The sequence below is a fragment of the Vibrio sp. TMPB1044 genome (genome assembly GCF_030442075.1).
GTDB classification, from domain to species: Bacteria; Pseudomonadota; Gammaproteobacteria; order Enterobacterales; family Vibrionaceae; genus Vibrio; species Vibrio satsumensis.
On sequence record NZ_JAUJED010000003.1, the window covers coordinates 48753 to 71365 of the forward strand.

Annotated in this window: 18 protein-coding genes and 1 pseudogene; 10 read left to right on the forward strand and 9 right to left on the reverse strand. The window is 43.1% G+C overall.

Annotated features, from left to right (window positions below; translation table 11 throughout):
• Positions 1-192: 192 nt before the first annotated feature.
• Positions 193-750, reverse strand: a complete 558-nt coding sequence (gene ahpC, locus QQ041_RS00610; RefSeq protein WP_016798107.1) for an alkyl hydroperoxide reductase subunit C — start codon at positions 748-750, stop codon at positions 193-195.
• A 475-nt stretch (positions 751-1225) separates the two neighbouring features.
• Here ahpC and QQ041_RS00615 point away from each other — a divergent pair, with 475 nt between their 5' ends.
• From QQ041_RS00615 to QQ041_RS00625, 3 genes and pseudogenes are all read left to right on the forward strand, one after another.
• Positions 1226-1717 carry a VOC family protein gene (locus QQ041_RS00615; protein ID WP_285952867.1) on the forward strand — a complete coding sequence of 164 codons (492 nt, stop codon included), beginning with the start codon at positions 1226-1228 and terminating at the stop codon, positions 1715-1717.
• 310 nt (positions 1718-2027) lie between these two features.
• Complete coding sequence (locus QQ041_RS00620; RefSeq protein ID WP_285952969.1) at positions 2028-2480, forward strand: septal ring lytic transglycosylase RlpA family protein; 453 nt, start codon at positions 2028-2030, stop codon at positions 2478-2480.
• 201 nt (positions 2481-2681) lie between these two features.
• Positions 2682-3695 (forward strand): annotated as a pseudogene (locus QQ041_RS00625) (manganese-dependent inorganic pyrophosphatase).
• Positions 3696-3914: 219 nt separating this feature from the next.
• On the opposite strand, the gene QQ041_RS00630 reads toward QQ041_RS00625, so the two are convergent.
• Positions 3915-4976 carry an alpha/beta hydrolase fold domain-containing protein gene (locus tag QQ041_RS00630; RefSeq protein WP_285952868.1) on the reverse strand — a complete coding sequence of 354 codons (1062 nt, stop codon included), beginning with the start codon at positions 4974-4976 and terminating at the stop codon, positions 3915-3917.
• A gap of 198 nt (positions 4977-5174) precedes the next feature.
• Between QQ041_RS00630 and QQ041_RS00635 the strand changes: the two genes are divergently transcribed.
• From QQ041_RS00635 to QQ041_RS00650, 4 genes are all read left to right on the forward strand, one after another.
• Positions 5175-6092: a LysR family transcriptional regulator gene (locus tag QQ041_RS00635; protein ID WP_285952970.1), complete on the forward strand. Its 918-nt coding sequence runs from the start codon at positions 5175-5177 to the stop codon at positions 6090-6092.
• Positions 6093-6099: 7 nt separating this feature from the next.
• On the forward strand, positions 6100-7029 hold the full coding sequence (locus QQ041_RS00640) for a LysR family transcriptional regulator (RefSeq protein ID WP_285952869.1): 930 nt from the start codon (positions 6100-6102) through the stop codon (positions 7027-7029).
• Between the two features lie 129 nt (positions 7030-7158).
• The gene (locus tag QQ041_RS00645; protein ID WP_285952870.1) at positions 7159-8112 is read left to right on the forward strand and encodes a DUF2860 family protein; all 954 of its coding nucleotides are present in this window, start codon (positions 7159-7161) and stop codon (positions 8110-8112) included.
• A gap of 86 nt (positions 8113-8198) precedes the next feature.
• Positions 8199-9440: an alpha/beta fold hydrolase gene (locus QQ041_RS00650; protein ID WP_285952871.1), complete on the forward strand. Its 1242-nt coding sequence runs from the start codon at positions 8199-8201 to the stop codon at positions 9438-9440.
• A 311-nt stretch (positions 9441-9751) separates the two neighbouring features.
• Here QQ041_RS00650 and QQ041_RS00655 read toward each other — a convergent pair whose 3' ends face one another.
• The 5 genes from QQ041_RS00655 to QQ041_RS00675 form a co-directional block, all read right to left on the reverse strand.
• Positions 9752-10771 carry an AraC family transcriptional regulator gene (locus tag QQ041_RS00655; RefSeq protein ID WP_285952872.1) on the reverse strand — a complete coding sequence of 340 codons (1020 nt, stop codon included), beginning with the start codon at positions 10769-10771 and terminating at the stop codon, positions 9752-9754.
• A gap of 104 nt (positions 10772-10875) precedes the next feature.
• Positions 10876-11874 carry a DUF2860 family protein gene (locus tag QQ041_RS00660; RefSeq protein WP_285952873.1) on the reverse strand — a complete coding sequence of 333 codons (999 nt, stop codon included), beginning with the start codon at positions 11872-11874 and terminating at the stop codon, positions 10876-10878.
• A 59-nt stretch (positions 11875-11933) separates the two neighbouring features.
• Complete coding sequence (locus QQ041_RS00665) at positions 11934-13505, reverse strand: amidase (RefSeq protein WP_285952874.1); 1572 nt, start codon at positions 13503-13505, stop codon at positions 11934-11936.
• 186 nt (positions 13506-13691) lie between these two features.
• Positions 13692-14936 (reverse strand): alpha/beta fold hydrolase, encoded by a 1245-nt coding sequence (locus QQ041_RS00670; protein WP_146491797.1) that lies wholly within the window; start codon positions 14934-14936, stop codon positions 13692-13694.
• A gap of 234 nt (positions 14937-15170) precedes the next feature.
• Positions 15171-16433 carry an amidohydrolase family protein gene (locus tag QQ041_RS00675; protein WP_285952875.1) on the reverse strand — a complete coding sequence of 421 codons (1263 nt, stop codon included), beginning with the start codon at positions 16431-16433 and terminating at the stop codon, positions 15171-15173.
• Between the two features lie 304 nt (positions 16434-16737).
• Between QQ041_RS00675 and QQ041_RS00680 the strand changes: the two genes are divergently transcribed.
• Complete coding sequence (locus tag QQ041_RS00680) at positions 16738-17217, forward strand: hypothetical protein (protein ID WP_146491799.1); 480 nt, start codon at positions 16738-16740, stop codon at positions 17215-17217.
• Between the two features lie 430 nt (positions 17218-17647).
• Positions 17648-19153 carry a serine protease gene (locus tag QQ041_RS00685; RefSeq protein WP_285952876.1) on the forward strand — a complete coding sequence of 502 codons (1506 nt, stop codon included), beginning with the start codon at positions 17648-17650 and terminating at the stop codon, positions 19151-19153.
• Positions 19154-19254: 101 nt separating this feature from the next.
• Here QQ041_RS00685 and QQ041_RS00690 read toward each other — a convergent pair whose 3' ends face one another.
• Complete coding sequence (locus tag QQ041_RS00690; protein ID WP_285952877.1) at positions 19255-19620, reverse strand: YgiW/YdeI family stress tolerance OB fold protein; 366 nt, start codon at positions 19618-19620, stop codon at positions 19255-19257.
• Between the two features lie 468 nt (positions 19621-20088).
• Between QQ041_RS00690 and QQ041_RS00695 the strand changes: the two genes are divergently transcribed.
• The gene (locus QQ041_RS00695) at positions 20089-20748 is read left to right on the forward strand and encodes a hypothetical protein (RefSeq protein WP_285952878.1); all 660 of its coding nucleotides are present in this window, start codon (positions 20089-20091) and stop codon (positions 20746-20748) included.
• Positions 20749-20886: 138 nt separating this feature from the next.
• Here QQ041_RS00695 and QQ041_RS00700 read toward each other — a convergent pair whose 3' ends face one another.
• Positions 20887-22605: an amidohydrolase gene (locus tag QQ041_RS00700; protein ID WP_285952879.1), complete on the reverse strand. Its 1719-nt coding sequence runs from the start codon at positions 22603-22605 to the stop codon at positions 20887-20889.
• Between the last annotated feature and the right edge of the window lie 8 nt (positions 22606-22613).

Here is a 22613-nt window from a genome sequence, read left to right on the forward strand (position 1 = left end):
GCCTGCTCTTAAATTCTGTGTCTTGGTATTGACCAATACCTTCTTGCTGAAAAAGGAAAATAAAAAGGGGGCGCAAGTCGGCAAATATTGTGGTGTTGATGGTTTGAAAGGGTGGCGCGCAACTGCCCTTTAGGAGGGAGGCCGAAGCGCGCCTGTAGAACCGTTTATTTGTTCTTTTTAGATAGGCTTAGATTAAATCTTGCCTACTAGGTCTAGAGATGGAGCTAGAGTCTCTTCACCTTCTTTCCATTTAGCTGGGCAAACTTCACCTGGGTTAGCCGCTACGTATTGTGCTGCTTTAACCTTGCGTAGTAGGTCTTCAGCGTCACGACCGATACCTTCAGCAGTGATTTCCATTGCTTGGATAACGCCTTCTGGGTCGATTAGGAACGTAGCGCGGTCTGCTAGGCCTTGACCTTCACGCATTACGTTGAAGTTGTTTGTGATGTTGCCAGTTTGGTCGCCTACCATGAAGTATTCGATAGTGCCGATTTTGTCAGAAGTATCGTGCCATGCTTTGTGAGAGAAGTGCGTGTCAGTTGATACTGAGTAAACTTCTACGCCGCGAGATTGAAGCTCAGCGTATTTGTCTTGCAGGTCAACTAGCTCAGTTGGACATACAAACGTGAAGTCTGCTGGGTAGAAGAAGAATACAGCCCACTTGCCTTTAACGTCTTGCTCAGTGATTTCTACGAATTCGCCGTTTTTGAATGCTGTTGCGTTGAATGGTTTGATTTCTGTGTTGATCATGATTTGACTCTCTTTCTAATTTGTAGTGTTTAACGCTATCCCGCGTCGATGGAGATATATTGCATCCGCACCGAAAATTAGTGAAATCGGACATTTCTATAGATTCAATAGGCGAATCCTATCTTCGAAAAGAAAAGACTATCGGTAAAAGCTATCAACAAAAACTATTAGCAAAAGTCATCAAACATCAGCAACCCTCATTTTGAGTAGCTATGCTCTTTAGGTTGTTCTCTCTATTAGCGCTAGCAGCTATTTATAGTGTGAGCTTCTATGTATAGCGTGAACATCTATGTAGACAGTGTTTCTTTAAGTGAGCAGAGATCTCCTATTAATCTGTAAATAACAAAAAATTATTATTAATATAATTTATGATAATTTCAGTTAATCATCATATCTCCCTATACTCTCTCCATCGAAACGAAATATCGAAGCTAGACTTCGAAAAGCACAGAATAAAAACGAATTGGAGAAAGTTATGAAAATGAATCACGTAGGCATCATGGTAGGCGACATGGACCAAGCAGTAGAGTTTTACACTAAGGCTCTAGGTCTAAGAGTTGTAATGAACAACACTAAGGTGATGGAAGAACGCGAATCAGCAATTGGCCGTATGTGTATCGCTGTTTTTGGCGAAGGCTTCAAAGGCTTCAACATTGCACACCTAGTTACATCTGATGGTATCGGTGTTGAACTGTTCGAAATGGTTGACCGTGAAGAGCGTCATAACGTTGATTTCTCTCGTTTAGGTATCTTCCACTTCTGTTTACAGCTTCCAAAAGAGCAATTTCATTCAGCTATTAAACGCGTTGAAGAGTTTGGCGGTAAGGTTCGTATGGACATCATGCGCTACCACCCAGAAGACGAACTAAAACAAGCGCAAATGGTTTACCTAGAAGACCCGTTTGGCAACCTATTCGAATTCTACTCGCACACATACGAAGATACGTACGCGACTGATTACGAGTAATAGGCGCTACCTACCTGTCATAAGGTAGAAGAACCGAAACACCCCCTAAAGAGGATTGGTAGCGATACCAATCCTTTTTGGTGTTTGGGTGTTTTTGGCCGAGTGGCTTACCATATGCGCTGATTAAGAAGTATACAACTCTAATTCATTGTTAAAGTTGACGTTTTGAAGATAAAACCTTTCATGGATATGACGGAAGGAAGCGTGCTTCATGAAAACATTGTGCGTTCATACCGGACGGTAGCCTTTGCTGAGCAGTGACTATACTCAGCATTACATGGCGAACCAAAACACAACGAAAACAGAGAAAATGCAGAGATTAGCTCACCCAAATCATATGAAAAAATTACATATTATCTTTACCGCTCTTATTCTTATGATACTAGCCGGATGCACCTCAACGTCGGCGGTCGGCAGTTCTAAAACAAAAGATTATGCCAAGTCACATGCTCTTGCTGGTAAAGCTTCTTGGTATGGTGATAAGTTCCATGGAAAGCTCACAGCAAGTGGTGAGACGTATAATATGAATGCTTATACGGCAGCGCATAAAACCTTAGCCTTTGGCACGATCGTGAGAGTGACTAACACTGCCAATAACAAGTCTGTTGATGTGAAAATTAATGACCGAGGCCCTTACGTAAAAGGCCGAGTTATCGATCTTTCGCACAAGGCATTTGCAAAAATCGGCAATGTTAAGCAAGGCACTGTACCTGTCAGAATCGAGATTGTTGATGACAGCAATACCTTTAGGTACAAGCACTAACTGCCTTTAAGCCTGCAGTGGTTTGTGAAACTTAAGGATTGGTAGAGATACTGATCCTTTTTTGTTTTTGGGAAACCTAACGAGATCTAAATTACATTTCGTTACTTACTGAAGTAAATCTGAAATATTACTGACACGGTTATGAAATTTTTCAAGGCTAGCGTATGGGGTTCTAAATCGAATCCAAATAAGGAAATACCCGTGAAGCTAACACCTGTCGTTGCTGCCGTAATCATGTCTTTCAGCTCAGCAAGTTTTGCTTTTAGCTTGCAACAATCTGCCAATGAAAACAGTGAAAATCTCGTATGGACGGGGCACCTTAGCCCAGACAGCGACACGGTAATGTCTGCGATGCTCGCGGCTCATATCTATGGTGGTACGGCGACAGTACCTGAGCCAATCAATCCTGAATCAACGTTTATCTTGAACTACTGTAATGCGGAATCTCCACGTGTAGAGAAAGATTACTCTTCATACCGAGTAGGGCTGGTGGATTTCAACCAAGTGACTCAACTCGCGCTAACTATTGACCAAGCACCTATTGTGGCTGTGGTCGATCATCATGCGATTGGTGGCTCTCCAATTAACACACCTCAAATTGTCGAGATGGATATTCGAGGTTGGGGTTCAGCTGCAACTATTCTGGCTGAAAACGCTGAAAAGCTCGATGTGACCTTACCTAAGCACCTTGCTTGTGTCGGATTAGGTGCGATTCTTTCTGACACTGTGGTATTCCAATCAGCAACCACGACTGAGCATGATCGTGAATATGCAGAGAAGCTGGCAAAAATTGCAGGCATTTTAGATATCGAAGATTTCGGCTAACAGATGTTGATTGCTAAATCGGATCTTAGCCACCTTTCATCTGAAACCATTCTGACGCTGAATTACAAAAACTTTAAATACGGTGGCAAACAGGTGGGCATCGGTGTGGCTGAGACACTAACGGCTCAACAACTAATTGACCGTAAAGACGAGCTTTTGGCAGCGATGAAGGCATACAAAGAAGAGAACGGGCTAGACCATCTGTTCTTCTCAATCACAGACACTAAGAACAAAGAAGCAAACCTATTGTGGGTGGACGAAAGCGACTATCAAGTCATCAAATCGGCTTTCAATGCTGAACCAACCAGCGACATGCTGACACTAGAAGGCGTCACTTCGCGTAAGCGTCAGATTGGCCCAGCAATACAAAAGGCGATTGAGAGTTTGTAGAGATTAAGAGCCGTTACGCTTGAGCAAAAATAGAGCAATAAACCGCGTTTAGTTCACGTGTTTTAGCAGTGTAGCATCATCACCCTCCATCAATACCCTTTCGGTTTGCAACTAAAAAATTGGGTCACATAAGTGACCCAATTTGGTATGAGTAGCGGCAACGCCGGAACTGAACCTATTGCTTGGGCAGTGTGAACTGCTAATCTACTTAGCGTGACATTACCTCACCAAGTTTCCGTAAAAGAAGTTATTCAGTGCCTGATAATGCTCTTCAGATTCAGGGGTGCCAAAAGCTACAGCGTAATCGGCATGAGATTGACCTTCATAGACATTAAGTTCCGCTTCCGCCCCTGCACGCTTAAGTTCGCGATGCACTCGTACAGTATCACTCAATAACAAATCGCGCGTGCCAGTGATCAAATAAGTTGGCGGAAAGTTCTCAAAGCTGCCGTTAATTGGCGATACGATAGGATCTGTTAGTTCTAGCTCACCCACATAGACATTGACTAACTCAGAAGACATTCCACGCCAGCTACCTAAAATATGGTCTAGTCCTTCATTGATATAACGGCTGTCTCCAGTCATCGTCATATCCACACCCGGTGTTCCAACATAAAGCGCGCTTGGCACGGGTAAAGCCTGTTTATTGAGCTCTTGTGTCACTGCAAGCGTTAGAGCCCCGCCAGCAGAAGTCCCCCCCATGACCATGGAATCTGCAGAACGCGTTTTTAGAAGCGCATTCCACACCTTAACAATATCATTACGGCTTGCTGGTGCGGGTGCATCTATCGATTTGGTGTAGTCGATCGCTAGTGCTGGAATTTGCATCTTAGAAGCAATGATAGAAGCTTCTGATGTTGATGCTAGACCACTATTCAACATATACGCACCGCCCTGAACCGCGACATAGAGCTTGTCTTTTAGCTCTGGCGCAATCGCCTTTGGCGTGACCCAATACACATCAACGCCACCAATAGAGTCTTTTTCAATGGTTACCCCTAGCGTATTAGCTAACGATCCTGCTCGTTCGATGGCTGACGTGTCACGTGCATCAACGAAAGCACGCCACTCGCTTTCTGTTTTGGGTAAGTTTTTCTGCAGTGCCTCTACATTAGCTACCGGAAAGTTTTTCGAAAACTCATAAAACTCAGGACTAACTGCCGTGGTTAGAGGTACAGGTTGTGCTGAGAGAGGTACCGCATCTTTATCGGTGTTAGCCATGACGCCAGTGCTTAAAAAACTTGTTGCGATAAAAGTAAGGAAGACATTACGTGATTTCATTTTTTCACCTATACAGTTTGATGTAAAAGCACTCCTTGCTTCGATGGCATTAAGGTAAACAAACTGATTGATGATATGTATGAATTAGAGAGATTCATTTTTGCAACCCACTACAAATAAAGTGAACTTAAAGACTTCACAGCCACAGGTTGCCTGCTAGGATTAAACTAAGGACGATAGGGAGAGTTAACTATTAACATCAAAGATTTAGATCTTAATTTACTTCGAATACTACGAGCGTTAGTTGAAACTCAAAGTACTCACACAGCAGCGATAAAACTAGGCATATCACAAACTAGTGTCAGTCGTGCTTTGATGAAGCTAAAAGAGTGTTTCGGAGAACAGCTGTTCATTCGTAAAGCTCACGGCGTTGAGCCTTCCGAGCTAGCCGTAATGTTGGCAGATGCTTCAGTAGAAATGCTGCATCCGGTCGAAAAGGTGGTTGAAGACTACTCCACTTTTGATCCAAAAAAGTATGCCGGAAAAATCAGCATATTGATCAATACTTTTTTGCTCGAGTTCTTTGGTCCACGTCTAATTCTTGCTTTACGAACCAGCTTACCTAGCGCAAGTTTCAATATTTCTCAATGGCAAAAAGACTCTCTCTATGATGTATTACAAGGTGGCGTTGACTATGTAATTCAATTTGAGTCTTACTCCATGCCTCAAGATGTGTTCTGCCGAAACTTGGTCAAAATTGAGAATGTTATATTGGCTAAAAAGAACCACCCAATTCTATCCAAGGGTAGTGATTGGGGAGCGATTCACTCATTGCCAATAGTCAGGCTCTATCTCGATGGTATTAACCCAAGAAAAGGAATCCTTGAACACTTGTATGAAAGACAGGGCTACCAAGCAAACTTCTTGCTGACTACACACAGTGTCAGGACAGCGGTTGAATTGGTCAAAAATAGCGACGCAATCATGTACTCGAGCAGCTTCGTAAAACAAATTACACCTGAGATTGAATGCTACTCTCTACCACCCAATATCCAACAACACAATGTTCTCGACATTAATGGCTCTTATCTACAAACACGGCGTGGCAGCCCATTCAGCCAATATCTCCATCAAACTATCCAATCCTTTTTTGATGAAACCTTATTAACCCAGTGAGCGTAGCATGAACAAAAAACTCCAAGATCTCGATTTGAACTTATTAAAGCTTTTAAAAGCTGTAGTAGAGACTCGTAACACGCATGCTGCTGCTGACAGATTGGGAATCTCACAAACAAGCGTCAGCCGTGGACTTTCAAAACTTCGTGATGTATTCGGAGAGCAGCTCTTTATCCGCAAAGCACATGGCGTTGAGCCATCAGAGCTTGCCGAGAAGTTAGCTGAAGCAAGTGATCAAATGTTCACACCACTAATGAAAGTGGTAGAGTCTTACCAGAGCTTTGACCCTATAGAGTTTAATGGCCAGATTAAAATCGCCATGAATATCTTTTTCTTGGAGCTACACGGGGAGGGAATTTTTGACACACTACGCCGTGATTTTCCAAATGCCAATTTCAGCCTAGTTTACTGGCAAGAGCATTCTCTGGCGGAGGTGTTGAACGGCGGCATTGACTATTTGATCCACTTTGAAGGTTATCCCCTACCACAAGAGATTTATAACCATACGTTACAAGAGGTCGAGCTTTGTCTCATTGCTCGTAAAAACCATCCAGTATTGAACCAAACCTCTGACTGGGCATCGATCCATCACTTGCCGATTGCGCGAGTGATCATTGACGGTATTAACTCTAAACGCGCTCCTGTTGAAGAGGTTTATCTCGCCAAAGGTTTTCAACCCCGAGTGTCATTAATTACCCACAGCATTCGAGTTCTAACCAACAAATTAAGCACGTCAGATGCGATTATGTACGGGAGTCGTTACATGAGCTTGCTTGATGACCGTCTGGCAAGTTACCCACTGCCAGAGCTACCTACACAGATGCGGAAAATTAAGGTTTGCGGTGGCTATCTGCAGTCAAAGCGGGGGTATCCGCTTAACCAACATCTTCACCAAATCATCCAAAGTTACTTTAATAGCTTGGAGCTCCCCCAGTAGTGAATCAGATATGGCAAAAATGCATTTCTCTAATTCATATTAAGGGTGAATGATTCGATATAAGCTTCTCACCAAATTAAGGATTTGTTGCAAATGGAAAGGCTTAACTTACGTTGATGAGAACAACCAATGAACAAAACAGTACTCTCTGCATTCGCTCTACTACCAGTTTCTATCGCTTCAGCTACTGCGTTTGATACTTCACGCTTCTCTGGTGAGGTGTCTTTGAACTCTGGCTTTAGCAGAACTAACTCTAACTTAGATACCAATAGTTCGGCGCAAATAAATCACCTAGGTAAAGGCGATAGTTCTAATCAGAATTTTGTTGCGCCCCTAGGTAGCCTTTACTACGCGCTAAACGAAAACTACAACCAACGAGTCTACCTAGGTACTTCGCGTGATGACTTGGCCGTTGGAACACTTGCATTTGAACTTGGTTATCAATATGACTACCACAATGGCACCAGACTCGACATCGGCTATCTTCCTACCGTTGTCGCCGATGAAGTGTGGGCAAACCCATATCTAACTGGACAAAAAAGAGAAACAACCGATCGTCAAGGCAACGCATATCGATTGAAACTCTCGAATCTGTGGAACAGCGGAGTGTCATTTGACATGGCATATGCGACTGCTGAGATTGACAATGAAGGTATTAATCACGCGGAATTATTACGAGATAGTGAAACCTATTACATAAAAGGTCAGTACCGCACAATGCTTAACACCAACTCAGGCTACATTACAGCTTTTAGCTACACTGACCATAACGCTGATGGTAGCGCTGCATCGTTTAATGCCTATAAGGGGGAACTAAGTTATTTCTACCTAACAAGCAACTATCAGCTAGCGCTCACAGGAAGCTATACACTGCGAGACTTTTCGGCAGAAAATCCGATCTTCTCTAAGACACGAAGCGATGATGTGTATCGACTATTTCTCGCTTATGAGTATAACAATATCCCAGGTTGGGATAACTGGAGTGTCATCTCATTTGTTGGCGGTACTATCAATGATTCAAACATCGACTTCTATAGTAGCGATAGCTTGCTGATGTCGATTGGCATGAACTATAAGTTCTAATACTTCTTTATGTCGGGTCCATCCCACTAATGGACCCGGAAAGTAATCCTCTAAACGAAGAATCATACCTCTTAGTAAGGAGTTACATGCTAATTCGTCACTTCATGGTTGGACTTAGTATTCTCGTATTGTTGAGTGGTTGCAGCTCACTGTTCAACTTAATGTCAGATATCAAGAAAACAGACAGTCTGTATCAGGAATTTACGATTTCCACACCTAATTCGATAGAAGAAAAACGCTACTTGGTACTGCAATTAGCAACTCTAGAAAAGAGCGGGATTCTTACTGGTCATTCAATCATTAATGATAGTAAAGCTCGCTTCCCCTCTTTTTTCAATCTCACACAGTATGTGGTTATCTTCGAAGACCATAACTTAGATTTCATGTATCAAAGCAATGAACCTACCTTTTTATTCATGAAATCAATCGGCTCTGACGATCGATTTATAGTCGGTGAACAATACCTCATTCCAGAGGGCATTTCTGAACTCGACGGTTTACTGGTTACTCCATTTTTAGAGTTTGATGTTAAACCTGAACGTATAGGTCGAATAGTTGAGTGGGGGGCCCCTGCGTTTTCTGACCAAGCAAAAGAAATGGGAATGTGGCAACCATTAAGTTTTGTTGAAAATGACTATGTCGGACTCTTCTTCCTTGAACCATACCAAGAAGACAAAATCCCCGTTCTCTATATTCATGGTATGGGAGGGAGTGGACGTGATTTTGAACAGATGATTTCTGCACTCGACAAAGAGAAGTATCAGGCATGGGTAATCAACTATCCTTCCGCGTTGTCGCATACACTGCTTGCTCATTCCATCGCGGGCATCATGCGACAACTACATAAAAACCACGACTACCCGCCTATCCATATAGTGGCCCATAGTATGGGAGGAGTCATAGTAAAAAGATACCTTGATATATGCAGTAGCAGTAACAGGTGTGATCTTGTGAATTCATTTACTTCAATTGCCTCCCCTTTCAACGGAGTCTCGTCTGCTGCAGCTGGGGTTAAGTATTCCCCCGTTGTTATGCCGTCTTGGCGAGATTTATCCCCTAGCGGAAAGGCTATTCAAAACTTATTCTCTTCTCCGGCACAACAAAGTATTCCGCCGCATCTATTAGTCTTTGCTTATCAAAAGTCCCCGTCAACACGAGGTGAGAGCAGTGATGGCACCATATTGTTAAGTAGCCAATTACGCCTAGAAGCGGTAAACCAAGCCCACTCACTTTACGGTGTGAATGAAAACCACATAGATGTGCTGTCCAGTAGCGATGTACAAGGTAAAATCCGAACTTTCTGGGAGGCAGTTGAGGTGACTCGCTAGGAAAGTATCGGATACCCTTACATATCTCATAAACATTGCGCTTTAAGTTGTCAGTCTCATTTAGCATTAAAAACTGAAGTTTGTTCACTAAGCCGTACTTATCTTTGTAGCTTTCATAGGATCCGAAGTTAAGCGAAAAGAAAAAGGGACGGGTAGAAATACCGGTCCCTTTTCTCATTTGAATAAGTCGAAAGTGGGTTAGCTCGATGCGCTTTAATGATGCTGCCGACGATTCAGGCTTAGGTTGATTGGCTTCTATATCAAGGGCCATTTGATGCTTAGTTATATAGTATTGGTTGGGAGAGCTGCTGTTACGATCTTAGTTCGGTAGGAGAGTGCCCAGTCCAATTTTTGAATGCTCGACTGAATGCGCTTGAGTCAGAGAAGCCAAGCTCATGAGCCACATAGGTAATATTGCCGTCGTTTTGATTCAGTAGCGTCATGCTCAGTTCGAGGCGGTATTTATCGAACAAACGACGAAAACTCACACCTTGTTGTTTAAGTTTGCGATTCAGGGTTCGAGGGCTGATGTGAAGATTATTTGCCACGCTATCTAGGTTGGTGTCTTTCACCGCGAGCACTTTGAACGTTTCATTCACTTTGTAGATTAAGTTGGTTTTTAACGTTTTTTCCATCTGTTGGTCGGCGATTCGTACTAACTCTGCATGAAAGTCAGCTTGGAATTGACGAGGTTTAGCCTGGACAAGATTGTTAGGGAAAAGGAGATAGCGGGCGGGGAAGCCTTCCTTCATTTCCACATTAAAGACACGCTCATAGATGCTCAAGAACTCATCACCGATGGTGTTCTTGTGGATGTGAATGGCGAGCTTTTGATTCGGCGCATTAAGGTATTTGCGAACGAGCTTGATCATAATACTGAAATAGAGCCCTAAACTGATGTGTGTCATCAGTGTAGTTTCGTCAATGTACTCGGGTGTCACTCCCCAAAGCTCGACTTCTCCACTCTCTGTTTCACGACTGAATATTTTTAGTAGCGGATGTATATGAATGGAGTATCGACTCAGAAGTTGGCAAAAGCTGGTGAGGTTTGGCGCGGTGAGCATGGCCATTACCGGAGCGCCCATTTCAAGCTCATCGAAGTAGCGAGCCGATTCATCAAATAAGTCGATCAGCTCATGATCAAAACGTTGGTAGATATTGTTGATGGCGGTTTGAAGCTGATAAGCCGAGATCGATTCGGCGGAGCAAAGTTGTTTATAGACCTCCGCTCCCGACCAGATATCGCTGCTGTCTCCAATTCTAGCCTGAATAGCAGAATCTAAAGTTTTAAACCAAAATATGGGCAATTGAGTACTAAAACTTTCCACCATAACTCCCTGTTATTGCTGGCGATTGAAGAATGTTCTTCTCGGTAATATGCCCAAATTAAAGGATTTGTTTACGGGTTACAAGCAATGAAAACCTCAGTTCAATCTTAGAATTTGTAATCAACACCTACTGAAACCACATATTGTGATGATTGGTAATACTCAATATTTGAATTCGTTGTCTTCGCGCCGAGTAGTGACACCAGAGACCAGTTTTTTGCATCAAAGATATTGGCGTATTCATAAGCAACGAAGGCTCCAAAGTCTTTGTCTTCACGTGTCTTATTAAAGATTGGATTCTCTTTATCATAGCTGCGTTTTGCTGCATTGAGTGTTAAAGCAAGACCATGATTTCCGTATCTTTTCGCTAGGTTGATTTCCGCGCCAAGGCTCAAGAACGATAGTGCATCACCCTCTGAATCTGAAGAGAAAACATTCATCGAAGGTGTGAGAATACCTGACCCATCTTTCAAGAAGTACTGGTAACCAGACTTGAGATAAAAGTACTTTCGTTCTCGAGTCATCAGTGCGCGTTCTTCGTCAGTTAACCCAAGTCCTTTTAGACCGGTGTTTTCTTTTTTAACGTCTGACTCACCAGAAGCGACATCGAGATTAAAGTTCGAACCCATTATTCTTGAAAGCTGCATTCGAACCACAGTGCCAGTGAGGTCGGTTTCTTTTCTATTCGAGTCAACAGCATAAGGGTCATCCCATACTTCGCCTGATATCAGAGTTGGTAAGATAGAAAAATCGACCACCATGCCGTTTTCCACTTGCTGCCTATATCCAATTTCAAATGCTAACGTACCTGTGATGATGTCGTCTCTTGAGGTACCTAAGAAAAACTGTTTGTGATTCAAAGCGCCAAAGGTGTATTGCATTGAACCCAAAACAGCGACCATTCCCTCTGCTTCCGTGTTACCTGACGACATTAAATCGGCTTGAGATTGATGATTGCTTTGCCCTACATCGAGGTTGCTTGAGTTTGCGGTGAAGCCTGTTAGGAAGGTCATGTTGCCACTAAAACCTTCGCTTGGTGCTAGAGCTGCGTATGAGTAAGGCGCAAGCGTCAGACTTGCCAAGAATAGGAAAATAATATGTTTCATCAATAGACTCGTACTTGAATGGTTTTCTAAATTGAGCTGCTTTGAGAGTGAATCGCTTTTTAAAGCGCAATTGGGGCTTTTCTGTTTGCCCAAGGCTTGGCGTGTTCTAGTTGATAGGCCAATTCAAATAACAGGCGGTCGTTGCCCCTTGCTGCAGAAAAGTGGCTACCGACTGGAAGGTTCTGTTTGTTCCAATACAAGGGAACCGACATTGCCGGATTACCTGCCACGTTTTCGATTGGCGTGTAGGACATTAATTTCTCTGAACGTGCCCATATCTCTTTGCCGGAGTGCGCTTTTTGGTCGAAATATTCGATGTCCAAAGGAACATGGTTTGCACAAGGAGTCAGCCAAATATCGATGTTTTTAAAGAACTCTCGGTTGTGGTTAATTGCGAAATTTCGGCATCGTTCTTGAGAGTCGATATACAGGCTAGGAGTGGCTTTTAAGCGCGCTTGCATCTTACGAGCTAAATAGACGACGTTATCGCTCACTTTGTCTGGTATCGATTCTAGCGGCATACCTAGGCGGTCGAACTGCTCAGCAAAGCTTGCCATCTTGTTGCCAAATACGCCCATATAGTTACGCATGAATACATCGCCATCTTGGATTGGCTGCTCAACTTCGATAACGATATGTCCAAGGCTCTCGAGCAAAGAGACCGTCGAACGAATAGCTGCGAGCGTATCTTCATCGGGAAGCCTGCCGTGGACATCTTTGAGGGTGACGCCAATTTTTACCTGACGGTTAAGAGGTGCATTAACCATTCCTATAGGGGTTCGAGGAAAAGGCGTCTCAAAGTCATTTTTTGTATGATGTTCTGTGACGGACACTGCCAATGCAGTATCACGAACGGTTCTCGACATAAACGATTGATGAGTAAAATCTTCGTTTGTTGAGCCATCAGTTAACCCTGAGACCAAAGATTCTCGACTTGGTTTAAAGCCAAAAATTCCTGTTGCCGAAGCAGGCATGCGCGAAGAGCCGCCGCCATCAGTTGAATGTACTAAGGGTACATAGCCAGCTGCGATGGCTGCTGCGCCACCACCAGTTGATGAGTGAACACCTCGGCTTAGAGCCCACGGATTACGCGTCGCGCCATAAAGTGGATTTTGCGTGCAGCCTAATGTCATCATCTCAGGGATGTTCGTCATGCCAATAGTGTTGAGCCCAGCATTCTGTGTTGCACGAATAAACCAAGAAGTAGTATCGGGCTTTCTACCTTGGTTTAGTTTTGATCCCATGGTGCATTCAAGACCGACAACATCAACGCAGTCTTTCGCTAAGAAAGGCACGCCGGCAAAAGGTGAGTTCGGGTTAAATGAGTTGGCACGCTCTAGTGCTAACTCAAAGCACTCAGAAACAACGGCATTAACCTGATCGTTTGTCTGGCGAATTTTATAGATTGCTTCTTGTACGAATTCTTTTGGCGAGGCTTTTTTGTCTCTTATCAGATTCGCCATCTCGGTCGCATCCAGCGGCGAGTCAATGGTTTGGTGATCTGAAAGTAAATTTGTTGGCGAAGTTGGCGTTGCATTCGCTAAGGTAGGCAGAGAGATAGCCGCAGCTGAAACTGCACCTTTCCCCATAACTTTGAAAAAATCTCTGCGTTTTAATTCATTGATAGTCATCGTTTCTATCCCAAGTTAGAAAGTCACTATCCTTGTTTTGAAACCTAGCTCGCTAGGTTTAGCTTCGCTCCGTGTGCTTATTTATGGGAGTAGAATAAAGATTGGTGTGCTGGCTTGCAGTGCAAATACCGCCAATGTTCATACCATTCACGCCAACTGGTTTGTCGGGTTATGTATAGGGAAGGGTCATTGCTCTGCTCTCAACCAAAAGTCGGATAGGTCTTCAAACAGGTCATTGTTGTCTAAGATGCTGGTATGGTCTTCATCGTAGCCGAGAATTTGTTCAGCATTCAGTTGAGCTGGACGCGATAATTGGCTCGAAAGGTCGATGACACCATCATTACTTTTGGTATTGAACAGCTCGCCCGAGTTATAGCCAAACGCGAGAAAATGTGGCGTGTTGTTGTCATTGTTATCAGAAAACAAATCAGCGATAAACTTACCGTCTGGGTTTAAATCTATCCAAGCAGGCATCACGACAGGGGCGTATTCAATACCTTGCTTGGCTGATGCCACGCCACCAAATGGGGAAGATATGGTGGTAATGCTGCTAACAAAGTCGCACAACTGCCCAATGCTGCACTGACGGAGACTGTTGGTGGCGATAAGCCCGCCCATACTGTGCGCGACCACATGCAATTGTTGAATCTTGTATTGAGTGACGACAGTGTGCATTAGGTTATTCAGGCCCTTTGAGTTCAAAGCCAAAGACAAACCTGAAGGGTAGTTAAATACCCATATTTGATATTTAGATTGGTCGATTTTTTCAATCAGCGGAGCAAAGTCTAACGCGGTGGCATTGATGCCATGAACAAACAATACAGGGATTTTGTTCGGGTCGTACTCTGATAAAAAGTAGACCCCAGCATTATGCTCGAGCAAGAATGTTAGTGGCTGCCACATCCCGAGCTTGGCGTTTTTTCTGTCAAAAGGAGGATCTTCTAGGCTCACGACAGTGCCAATATCGACAAGATCCAGTTCGATTTTCAACAGTGAAGAGAGTGAGCGATCAACAAACGCGCTTGGGACTTCATTTTCATTAACTTCCAGGGATACTTCAATGGTGGATTTGTCTTGATGGTTACGAAGGTTAATGACACTGAATGCTTCGTCTGCTTGTAGGGTTAAGTCTTGATTTCTATCTTCAAAGACAAGTAGATAATGGATGTTGTTCGATAGCTGTAAGTCGATACGGTCACTAGCGATTATTCCGTCGTAACCATCCACTTCGCTTTTATTGATGTCTTTGATTTGTTCAATAACTACGGCTGAGTCTGTGGCTGGTTGGTTCAAGATAAGCTGGTATTGATTGGTTATAGAATCAATTTCTTTTATTTCATGAGATAGGTTTCTAAAGTTACTGCATCCTGATAGCACTGAGCTGAGTAACAGCAAGGTACCGAGCAATAGTGCAGTAAGTATTAGCTTCATTGCTATTTTATCCTTAATTCAACAACCTGTTTTTAATAGTAGCAAGAAAATACAGAGTAATCTTATGTGTTATTTTTGAGCATGTATTTAGCTCGTGCTATTCACTCAATGACTTGTGCAGGAAAAGGAAACGTTTGGGTCTTGATTTGTACCTCTGAACTAAAAAGGCAAACAACCAAGTCAACAGTCTCGGTTATTTGCCCTAGGTTTATTTTTGGGGAGAGGGTTCAGAGGTTAAAGCGTGTTTTTATACACCTTGCCGTCTTTCATGATCAGTTTTTGACTCTCTGTGTTCGCTACACATGCAACGCCTTCTAAAGGGTTACCGTCGATGATCAATAGGTCGGCATATGCCCCTTCAACTACTTGGCCTAGTTTGCCTTCTTGATAAGGGTGTTGGTAAGTTGACATTTCGAATAAACGTCCACAGTTTGATGTCGCCATGCGAAGTGCGGTGATGGTATCGAATACTTGCTCAATCGCACCCAGTTCGTTCAACTGTGTCGCATGCACATTGGTTTCGCCTACACAGTCAGTACCAAAAGCAATGTTCTGAATATCGTATTTCTTAATCAGTTCTGCCGATTTGAACATGGCTTTGCCCACTCGTTCTGTCTTGCGGTACGTCTCTTCATTTGGCAACGGGATCTTGCGCTCTGCAATCAATGAAGAAGTAAAGTAAGAAGGAATCACCCAGATGCCTTTCTCTTTAATGATCTCTGCAATGTCGTCGTCCATGATAGTCGCGTGTTCGAAAGACATCACGCCTGCTTCTGCTGCTCTGCGCATCGCATCAGAGGTGTGGATGTGCGCGGCGACATAAGTGCCGTAGTCAGAAGCGGCCTCAACTGCGGCTTTCATCTCGTCTGATGTAAATTGCAATGTGTCTAGCGGGTCGAAGGTTGAAGATGCACCACCGCCAGCCATGATCTTGATTTGTGACGCGCCCATGAATAGCTGTTCACGCACCGCTTTCAATACTTCTGAACGCCCATCGGCCACTTTCATTGAGCCTTGCTTCATCATTGGTGAGTCTTCGTGTCCATTGGTTAAACGTTCTTGTGCTTGGTTTTGACGGTAATCCGAGTGACCACACGTTTGCGAGATAGCCGCCATTGAAGGAAGAATACGTGGACCAGTCGCGTAGCCGTTGTCGATACTTTTCTTAAGACCAAGCGTGTTACCCGCTACATCACGAATAGTAGTAAAGCCGCGCATCAGCATCTCTTCTGAAATCTTCGCTGAGCGAATCGCTACTTCTTCACGAGTCATCGTATCAATGACATTGAAAGGGGCAGATAGCGTGATATGAACGTGGGCGTCAATCAGGCCGGGCATTACTGTGCCACCTTGAGCATCAATAATTTCATCGGCAACCGTTGGGTCAATATCTCCAATCTGAGTGATAAGATTATCTTCGATTAGGATAGATACGTTCTCGATTAGGTTGTTATCAACACCGTTAAATACGTTCGCGTTAGTGATTAGCTTTTTCATAGTCTGCACCTTTTTCAAATGAGTGTGTGTCGCTGATGGAATCATCTTATGGCGCGCAGAATTTGAATAATGGCCATTTGGTGACAAGCAATGATGAGACTTATTTTTTGGTGCTTTTCTATATTTTTGAAAATTGCTTTATAGAGGGGAGTGAATTATTGGTGTGAGAAATGATCAATCTATAAAAACTAATAATTTCGAATGGAATTGTTGTGGTGTCATCAAATGGTAAGTTTTGCTTCGATTCGAACGCTAAGATGTATTTCAAATCAAGGCTACTTATCAAATTAGAGAGAGAGACAGAATGACTAAATCAGACAAAGTTTACGGGTTCAACACACCACAACGTCTATTCGTAGGTTACACGTTAGCCGTGCTGGTGGACTTAGTAGTGCTTAACTTTTTCGATGAGTACTGGGACTTCGTCAACATTGAATCTTTCACTATTTCTTTGATAGCGGCGTTGTTACTGCAGTTATTGTTGAAGCTCTCTATTGGCTTAGAGCACAAGGTAGCGGATTACTTTAAACAGAAATCTGGAACGGCACCTAAGGTGTATCGAGCACTGTCGACATACATTATTCTTGTTGGCTCAAAATTCGTTATGCTAGAAGCGATAAACCTTATGTTCGGTGACAAGGTGAGCTTCACAGGCCCTTGGAATGGTGTAGTGGCGTTCTTCGCCGTGGTATTTACGATTCTGATTGCTGAAGTGATTGTATCGAAGATCTACTTTGCTCTGGATGATAAGCCAGACGCAAACTTGAATGAAAAGACAGCCTAAGCGGAAGCTAAGTAAAGAGTTTGAAACGAACTCTTGGTTGAGAAGGGTTAGCAGGTTTGCTGGCCCTTTTTTGTTTCTGTTTATCTGCATTCCATTTATTTACTTCTTACGAATCTAATCCTCGCAGCTCTATTTGCCAGTTAAAGTCTTCCCCTATTGGCAATATGAAGAGTATAGCTCTGCCGAAACTATCTTCAGAATAGCAAAATTCGCTGCTTATCCATGATTCTTTTTGTCTTCAAGTTGCTCATCAATTTGTACAGCTAGAGAGGTACGAATAAGTACTGTTGAGAGCTATGTTATTGAATGCTCTCAATTGTCATTGGTGTCGATATTTCTTTACTCAAAAATTAATATGCATTTTGTGTCACATGTATTTTTTACACATATGTTTGTGAAGGGAACACCACTAACCGATAAAGGAAATCCAATGAAAGTAATCTTATCTAACCTTGGGCTTGCGATAATATGGTTCTTTTCTTCGCTCGTTAATGCACAACCGCACCCTTCCGTTCAACCGTATCCTCCCGTTCAACCAGATCTTCCGGTTATTGCCGATGAAGTGAAACATCAGTTGTCGAACCAAGAGTTGGTTGAGACATCGGGTGGTACACACACACTGCAACTTGAACACGCTGGTGCGTCATTCATTAAGCTTCATTTCAAGTTTGTTACTGTACCGAAAGGGAGCGTGTTACGTATTAAGTCAAACATTACTGGTGAGGTTGTGGAGTATCGTGAGAGCCAAATAGATTGGTTCGCTCAATCGATTTCCAGTGATTCTGTCGTTATTGAATCAACCTCCAATTCAAACGGGCAGCATGTTCAGTTTGAAATTAATTATTACATGGCTGGTAAAAGTGCAGACGAAGAGGCCTTAGCGACGCTATCGACCTGTGGTGTGAATGAACGCAAAGACGTTGCTTGCTGGGAAGACTCTCATCCAGGTAAAGTGGCTTGGACAACACCCGTTGCAAGGCTTTTAATTAATGGGCGTAGTTTGTGTACCGCGTGGCGCGTTGGGCCTAATAACCATATGTTCACCAATAACCATTGTGTCGCATCTGAGTCTGAATTGAGAAATACAGAGGTGTGGTTTAATTATCAGCGTCGCACTTGTGATGGATCTATGGCCACCATGGTAAAAGTGATGGGGAGCAAAATACTCAGCACCGATTATGATTTGGATTACACGCTTTTCACCGTTGATGATTTCGCCAAAATAGCGTCGTTTGGTTATCTAGGCCTAGATGCCCAAGAACCCATCTTTGGAGATGGTATATACATTCCTCAACACGGAGCAGGCAAACCGAAAGAACTGGCAATTGAAAGTGACCAAAATGGCTCCGGAATGTGTCAGATTGATGTAGCTTCAACTGGTGGTAGAGGTACCAATACTGACACTGGCTACTTCTGTGACACCATTGGTGGCTCATCCGGTTCACCCGTTTTACGCACCGACAATAACAAAGCGATTGCGCTGCATCATTTTGGAGGTTGTGAAAACCAAGGCGTGAAAATGAGTAAGATTTGGCCACTCGTGTCTTCATACTTTGGTGATACGTTGCCAGATGGCTCAGTCGGTGAGCCGAACAATGATATTCCTGAGGTCACTTTAGGAAGCGTGACTACCGATCTTGCCGCGACGTCCGGACAACAGAAACTGTTTGTGCTTAAAGCAGCAAATCGCACCACGGACGTGAATATCGTTATCAAGTCTGGAGTAGGGGATGCTGATCTCTACATTCGTTCTGGCGCGCAACCAACGAAAAGTACTTACGATTGCCGACCTTATCGCTCTGGCAACTTTGAAACTTGCGAGGTGCCTAGAGCTGATGAAGATCTCTACATCATGATCAATGCGTTCCGAAGTTTTTCTGGTGTATCTCTTTCTTTATCAAAACCTCAATCAGTATCTAAAAATGAAGTTAGGTAGATTGCTCCCGAAACGTGAGTCATGTGGTTTTGGTTCCTAGTTTATACAAAAGAGGTCAGATAATTACTTCTGACCTCTTTCTTTTTCACTAGGGTTGAAAATTATTTTGCTAGTTTAATCGTGTTCACATCAATAGCGGTATCTTCCCAGTCTTTGTCAACTTCCCCTTGAATTATGAGTTTTGTGTCGGGTGTTGCTTCAATACCGTTCCAATCACGTTGATCAATCTCAATAACCATCTCGCCGGTTAAGTCTTTAAATTGGTATTCTTCATCACCCAATGAAGAAACAATATGACCTGTTAATATTACTGGTGTGTCGTTTTCTGCTTCTAAAGCCATCTCAACAGTCTTTACTTTCACTGCACTTGGGCCGGTAAAACCACCTTTATCATTTTGAGTATTCTGATCTGCGAATGTACTTGTTGATGATAATATCAAGATGATTGCTAGTACGAGTTTTTTCATTGTATTTCCCCAGCTCATTTTGTCTTTTAGATACCGATAACACTATGTTATCGGTGATATATTAATTTAGTATAAAGGAGGTATATTATCAATTCTATTTACTGAACACTTATAGGTAAATACCACCCACGTACACGATATTCCTCATTAGAGTAATCCAGGATTGTAAAATTAATCTATTAATTAATCCATGCATATCTCTTTGTAAGTGGGTACCCCTCTCGTTAATTGGTTCTACATGTCCATTTAAACAGAATACTCAATAATTTAGTCTTTGTTAACTATAAGGCCTTTATATTAGTATGGCTAATTTATGGGATTCTTGTTCTTCCATATAAAAACCACAAATTGAAATATTCACAAAACCAATCATTGCTTCAACCAAGATCACAAATATTAATATGCAACCTATTGCGCTCTTGGTTTCTGGGTTATTTTCCTGCCGCCAATCAAAAAGGAAAAATAATAATGAAAAAAACAATAGCGTTAGTGTCTGTAACTGCCTGCCTAAGTCCGTTTGCTTATGCTGATAATAGTAACGTTATCACCGGTGAATCGCCTGAAGGTGTCTACGTTCAATACCAATCGATGAATCAAGTGACTGAATCGATGAAGCAAGATGGCTTTACGATGCATCGCTGTGGTATCAAGGCCCTTCGTAACAATGTCCAATCTAATCAGAGCTTTGAAGTTCCCCATAGCCAGATCCAGTGTGTTTACTCCAAGCCGGGAGTATCAACAAGTGATGAATCTGAGTTGATCTACTGGCACCTGAATGTGCTTTACAGCATGGAAAATGAACACTTTATTGCGGAGAGTGAGTTTACCGAGCGCTACACTAGCGAGATCTATACACATAGTCCTGAGTATCTTCTTGATATCGGTCCTCATTACTACCGTCAGCGTTCTGAAGTTGAAGCGTTGGGAATGAAGGTAGGTGAATGTAATCTACAAAAAATTTATTACTTCAGCGCTCCAACAGAAGAGTCATACTTATCCGATATTGCATCATGTCCAGTGTATAAAACAGATGGAGAACTGTCTGGGAATATTATAGTGGAAATTAATCACACACCCGCTAACTTTGGTTACAGTGAGCGACTTGTTAATTTCTACGGTATTCAATAGTTTTAATATTACTGCTTAAATTAATAATTTATTTAACATTTGTTCGCTCGCTGTAAATAATCGTTAACTAAAAAAGGGTTAGTATTAAATACCAACCCTTTTGACAAATTATTATATTTAAATTTTTACGTTACCTCTTTAGTTAGAGACATCGTAAACCACATCTCCACGTAATATGGTCATCAACACCTGCGTTTTGGCAATGCCTCTTGCTGATAAAGTGGTGATGTCACGGTCGAGAATGGCGAAGTCCGCTGACTTGCCTACCTCAATCGTTCCCGTTATATCGTCAATTCCTAGACTTTTAGCTGCGTTGAGCGTGTAAGCGTCGATGGCTGTGTAGATATCGGTTAGACCGGTTTTGCCCATGATCAAGCTATTAGCAATGCCCACCAGTGGGTTGATGTCGTGCACATTCCAATCACTGCTCAATGTGATATTGGCATCGGTTTTGAGTATTGCGTCGAGGTTCATCATGGCTTTTGCGCGTCTCGCACCTAAGAAGGCATTAGCCCATTCGTGATCGTGCTGTGCTACGTAGTCTGACCCGACCTGGAAGTCCGCCGAAACATCGAGTTGTTTAAAGCGTGGAACGTCCTCATCATTGATCAATTCAACGTGGGTTAGCGTGTATGGCTTTTGCGAACCTTGTTTACGTACGCTCTCGATGGCATCTAAAGACTCTCGAACCGCACCGTCACCAATGGCATGTATGTGGGCACTAAAGCCGATTTTTTCTAGGGCCGTTAACCACTGTTTCATCTGTGCTGGTGGAATGTAGTTCAAGCCATTAGGAAAGCTTGGTAAGTAAGTATCTAAGTAAGGAGCGAGCGTTTTTGCTGTGCCATTGATAAAGATGCCATCGCTGTACATTTTCACCTGATCGACCAGCAGTAGACGGTTTTTGTCATCGGAATACATCTTCTCAAACACTTCTAATTGAGAGGGCATTGCCATTGATGGGTAAACCCAAGGGCGTAATGACACGCGAGCAGTCAAATCCTGGTTTTGCTCCGCTTCGAGCCAAACATCATACCAACCGCGTTTCCAGTACAGTCGACCGTCACCTATGGTGGTGATACCGTGTGCTGCTGCTTCTTCAAGTCCGTACACTAAGCCTTGGTAGCTTTGCTCAAACAGTTCGCTTTGGCTGTTCCACGCCATCTCCATAATTTGGTCGCCAGCATTATCCAATAAGATGCCATTGAGCTTGCCGCTGTCTTGGTCTTTTAAATAGGCGCCGCCTTGTGGATCTGACGATTGCGGACTAATTCGGGCGATTTTTAGTGCTTTTGAGTTAACCCACATTGAGTGTGAAGTCTGCTCCATGATCACGACAGGTCGGTCGGGAAAGACACTATCGATGATCTCAAGTGGTGTGTATTCCGAATCGCTGTCGAGTGTAGACTCCAGAGAAAAGCCATAACCCATCAGCCAACCTCGACCATTGGTTTCGGCATTGATTTTACACGCTTCTAAGTAAGGGATTTGCTCTTCGAGTGTGGCTTCCGAATCCAGTTCGCAATTACCACCCAGCTCCGAGGCGGCTTCAAAAACATGGTTATGATTGTCAATGAAGCCCGGTAGTACAAAGGCATTTTCCAAGTCTATGACATCGGTATTCAGCCCTTTAAAAGTCTGCGCCTGTTCGTGGTCACCAATGAATATGATCTTGCCGTTATGGGTAACGATCGAGTCTGACTGTCGATGCCCGTATATATCGGCATTAGTGAAGATTTGGTCAGCCGCTTGGTCTTGATTGGCTGCGTTGGCTTGTGCAAGAGCCGGTGATACAGCACTTAGACTTGCGATTAAGATGGCCAATGCAGTGTGTGGCAGGGTGAGCTTGTTGTTCATTATTGTGT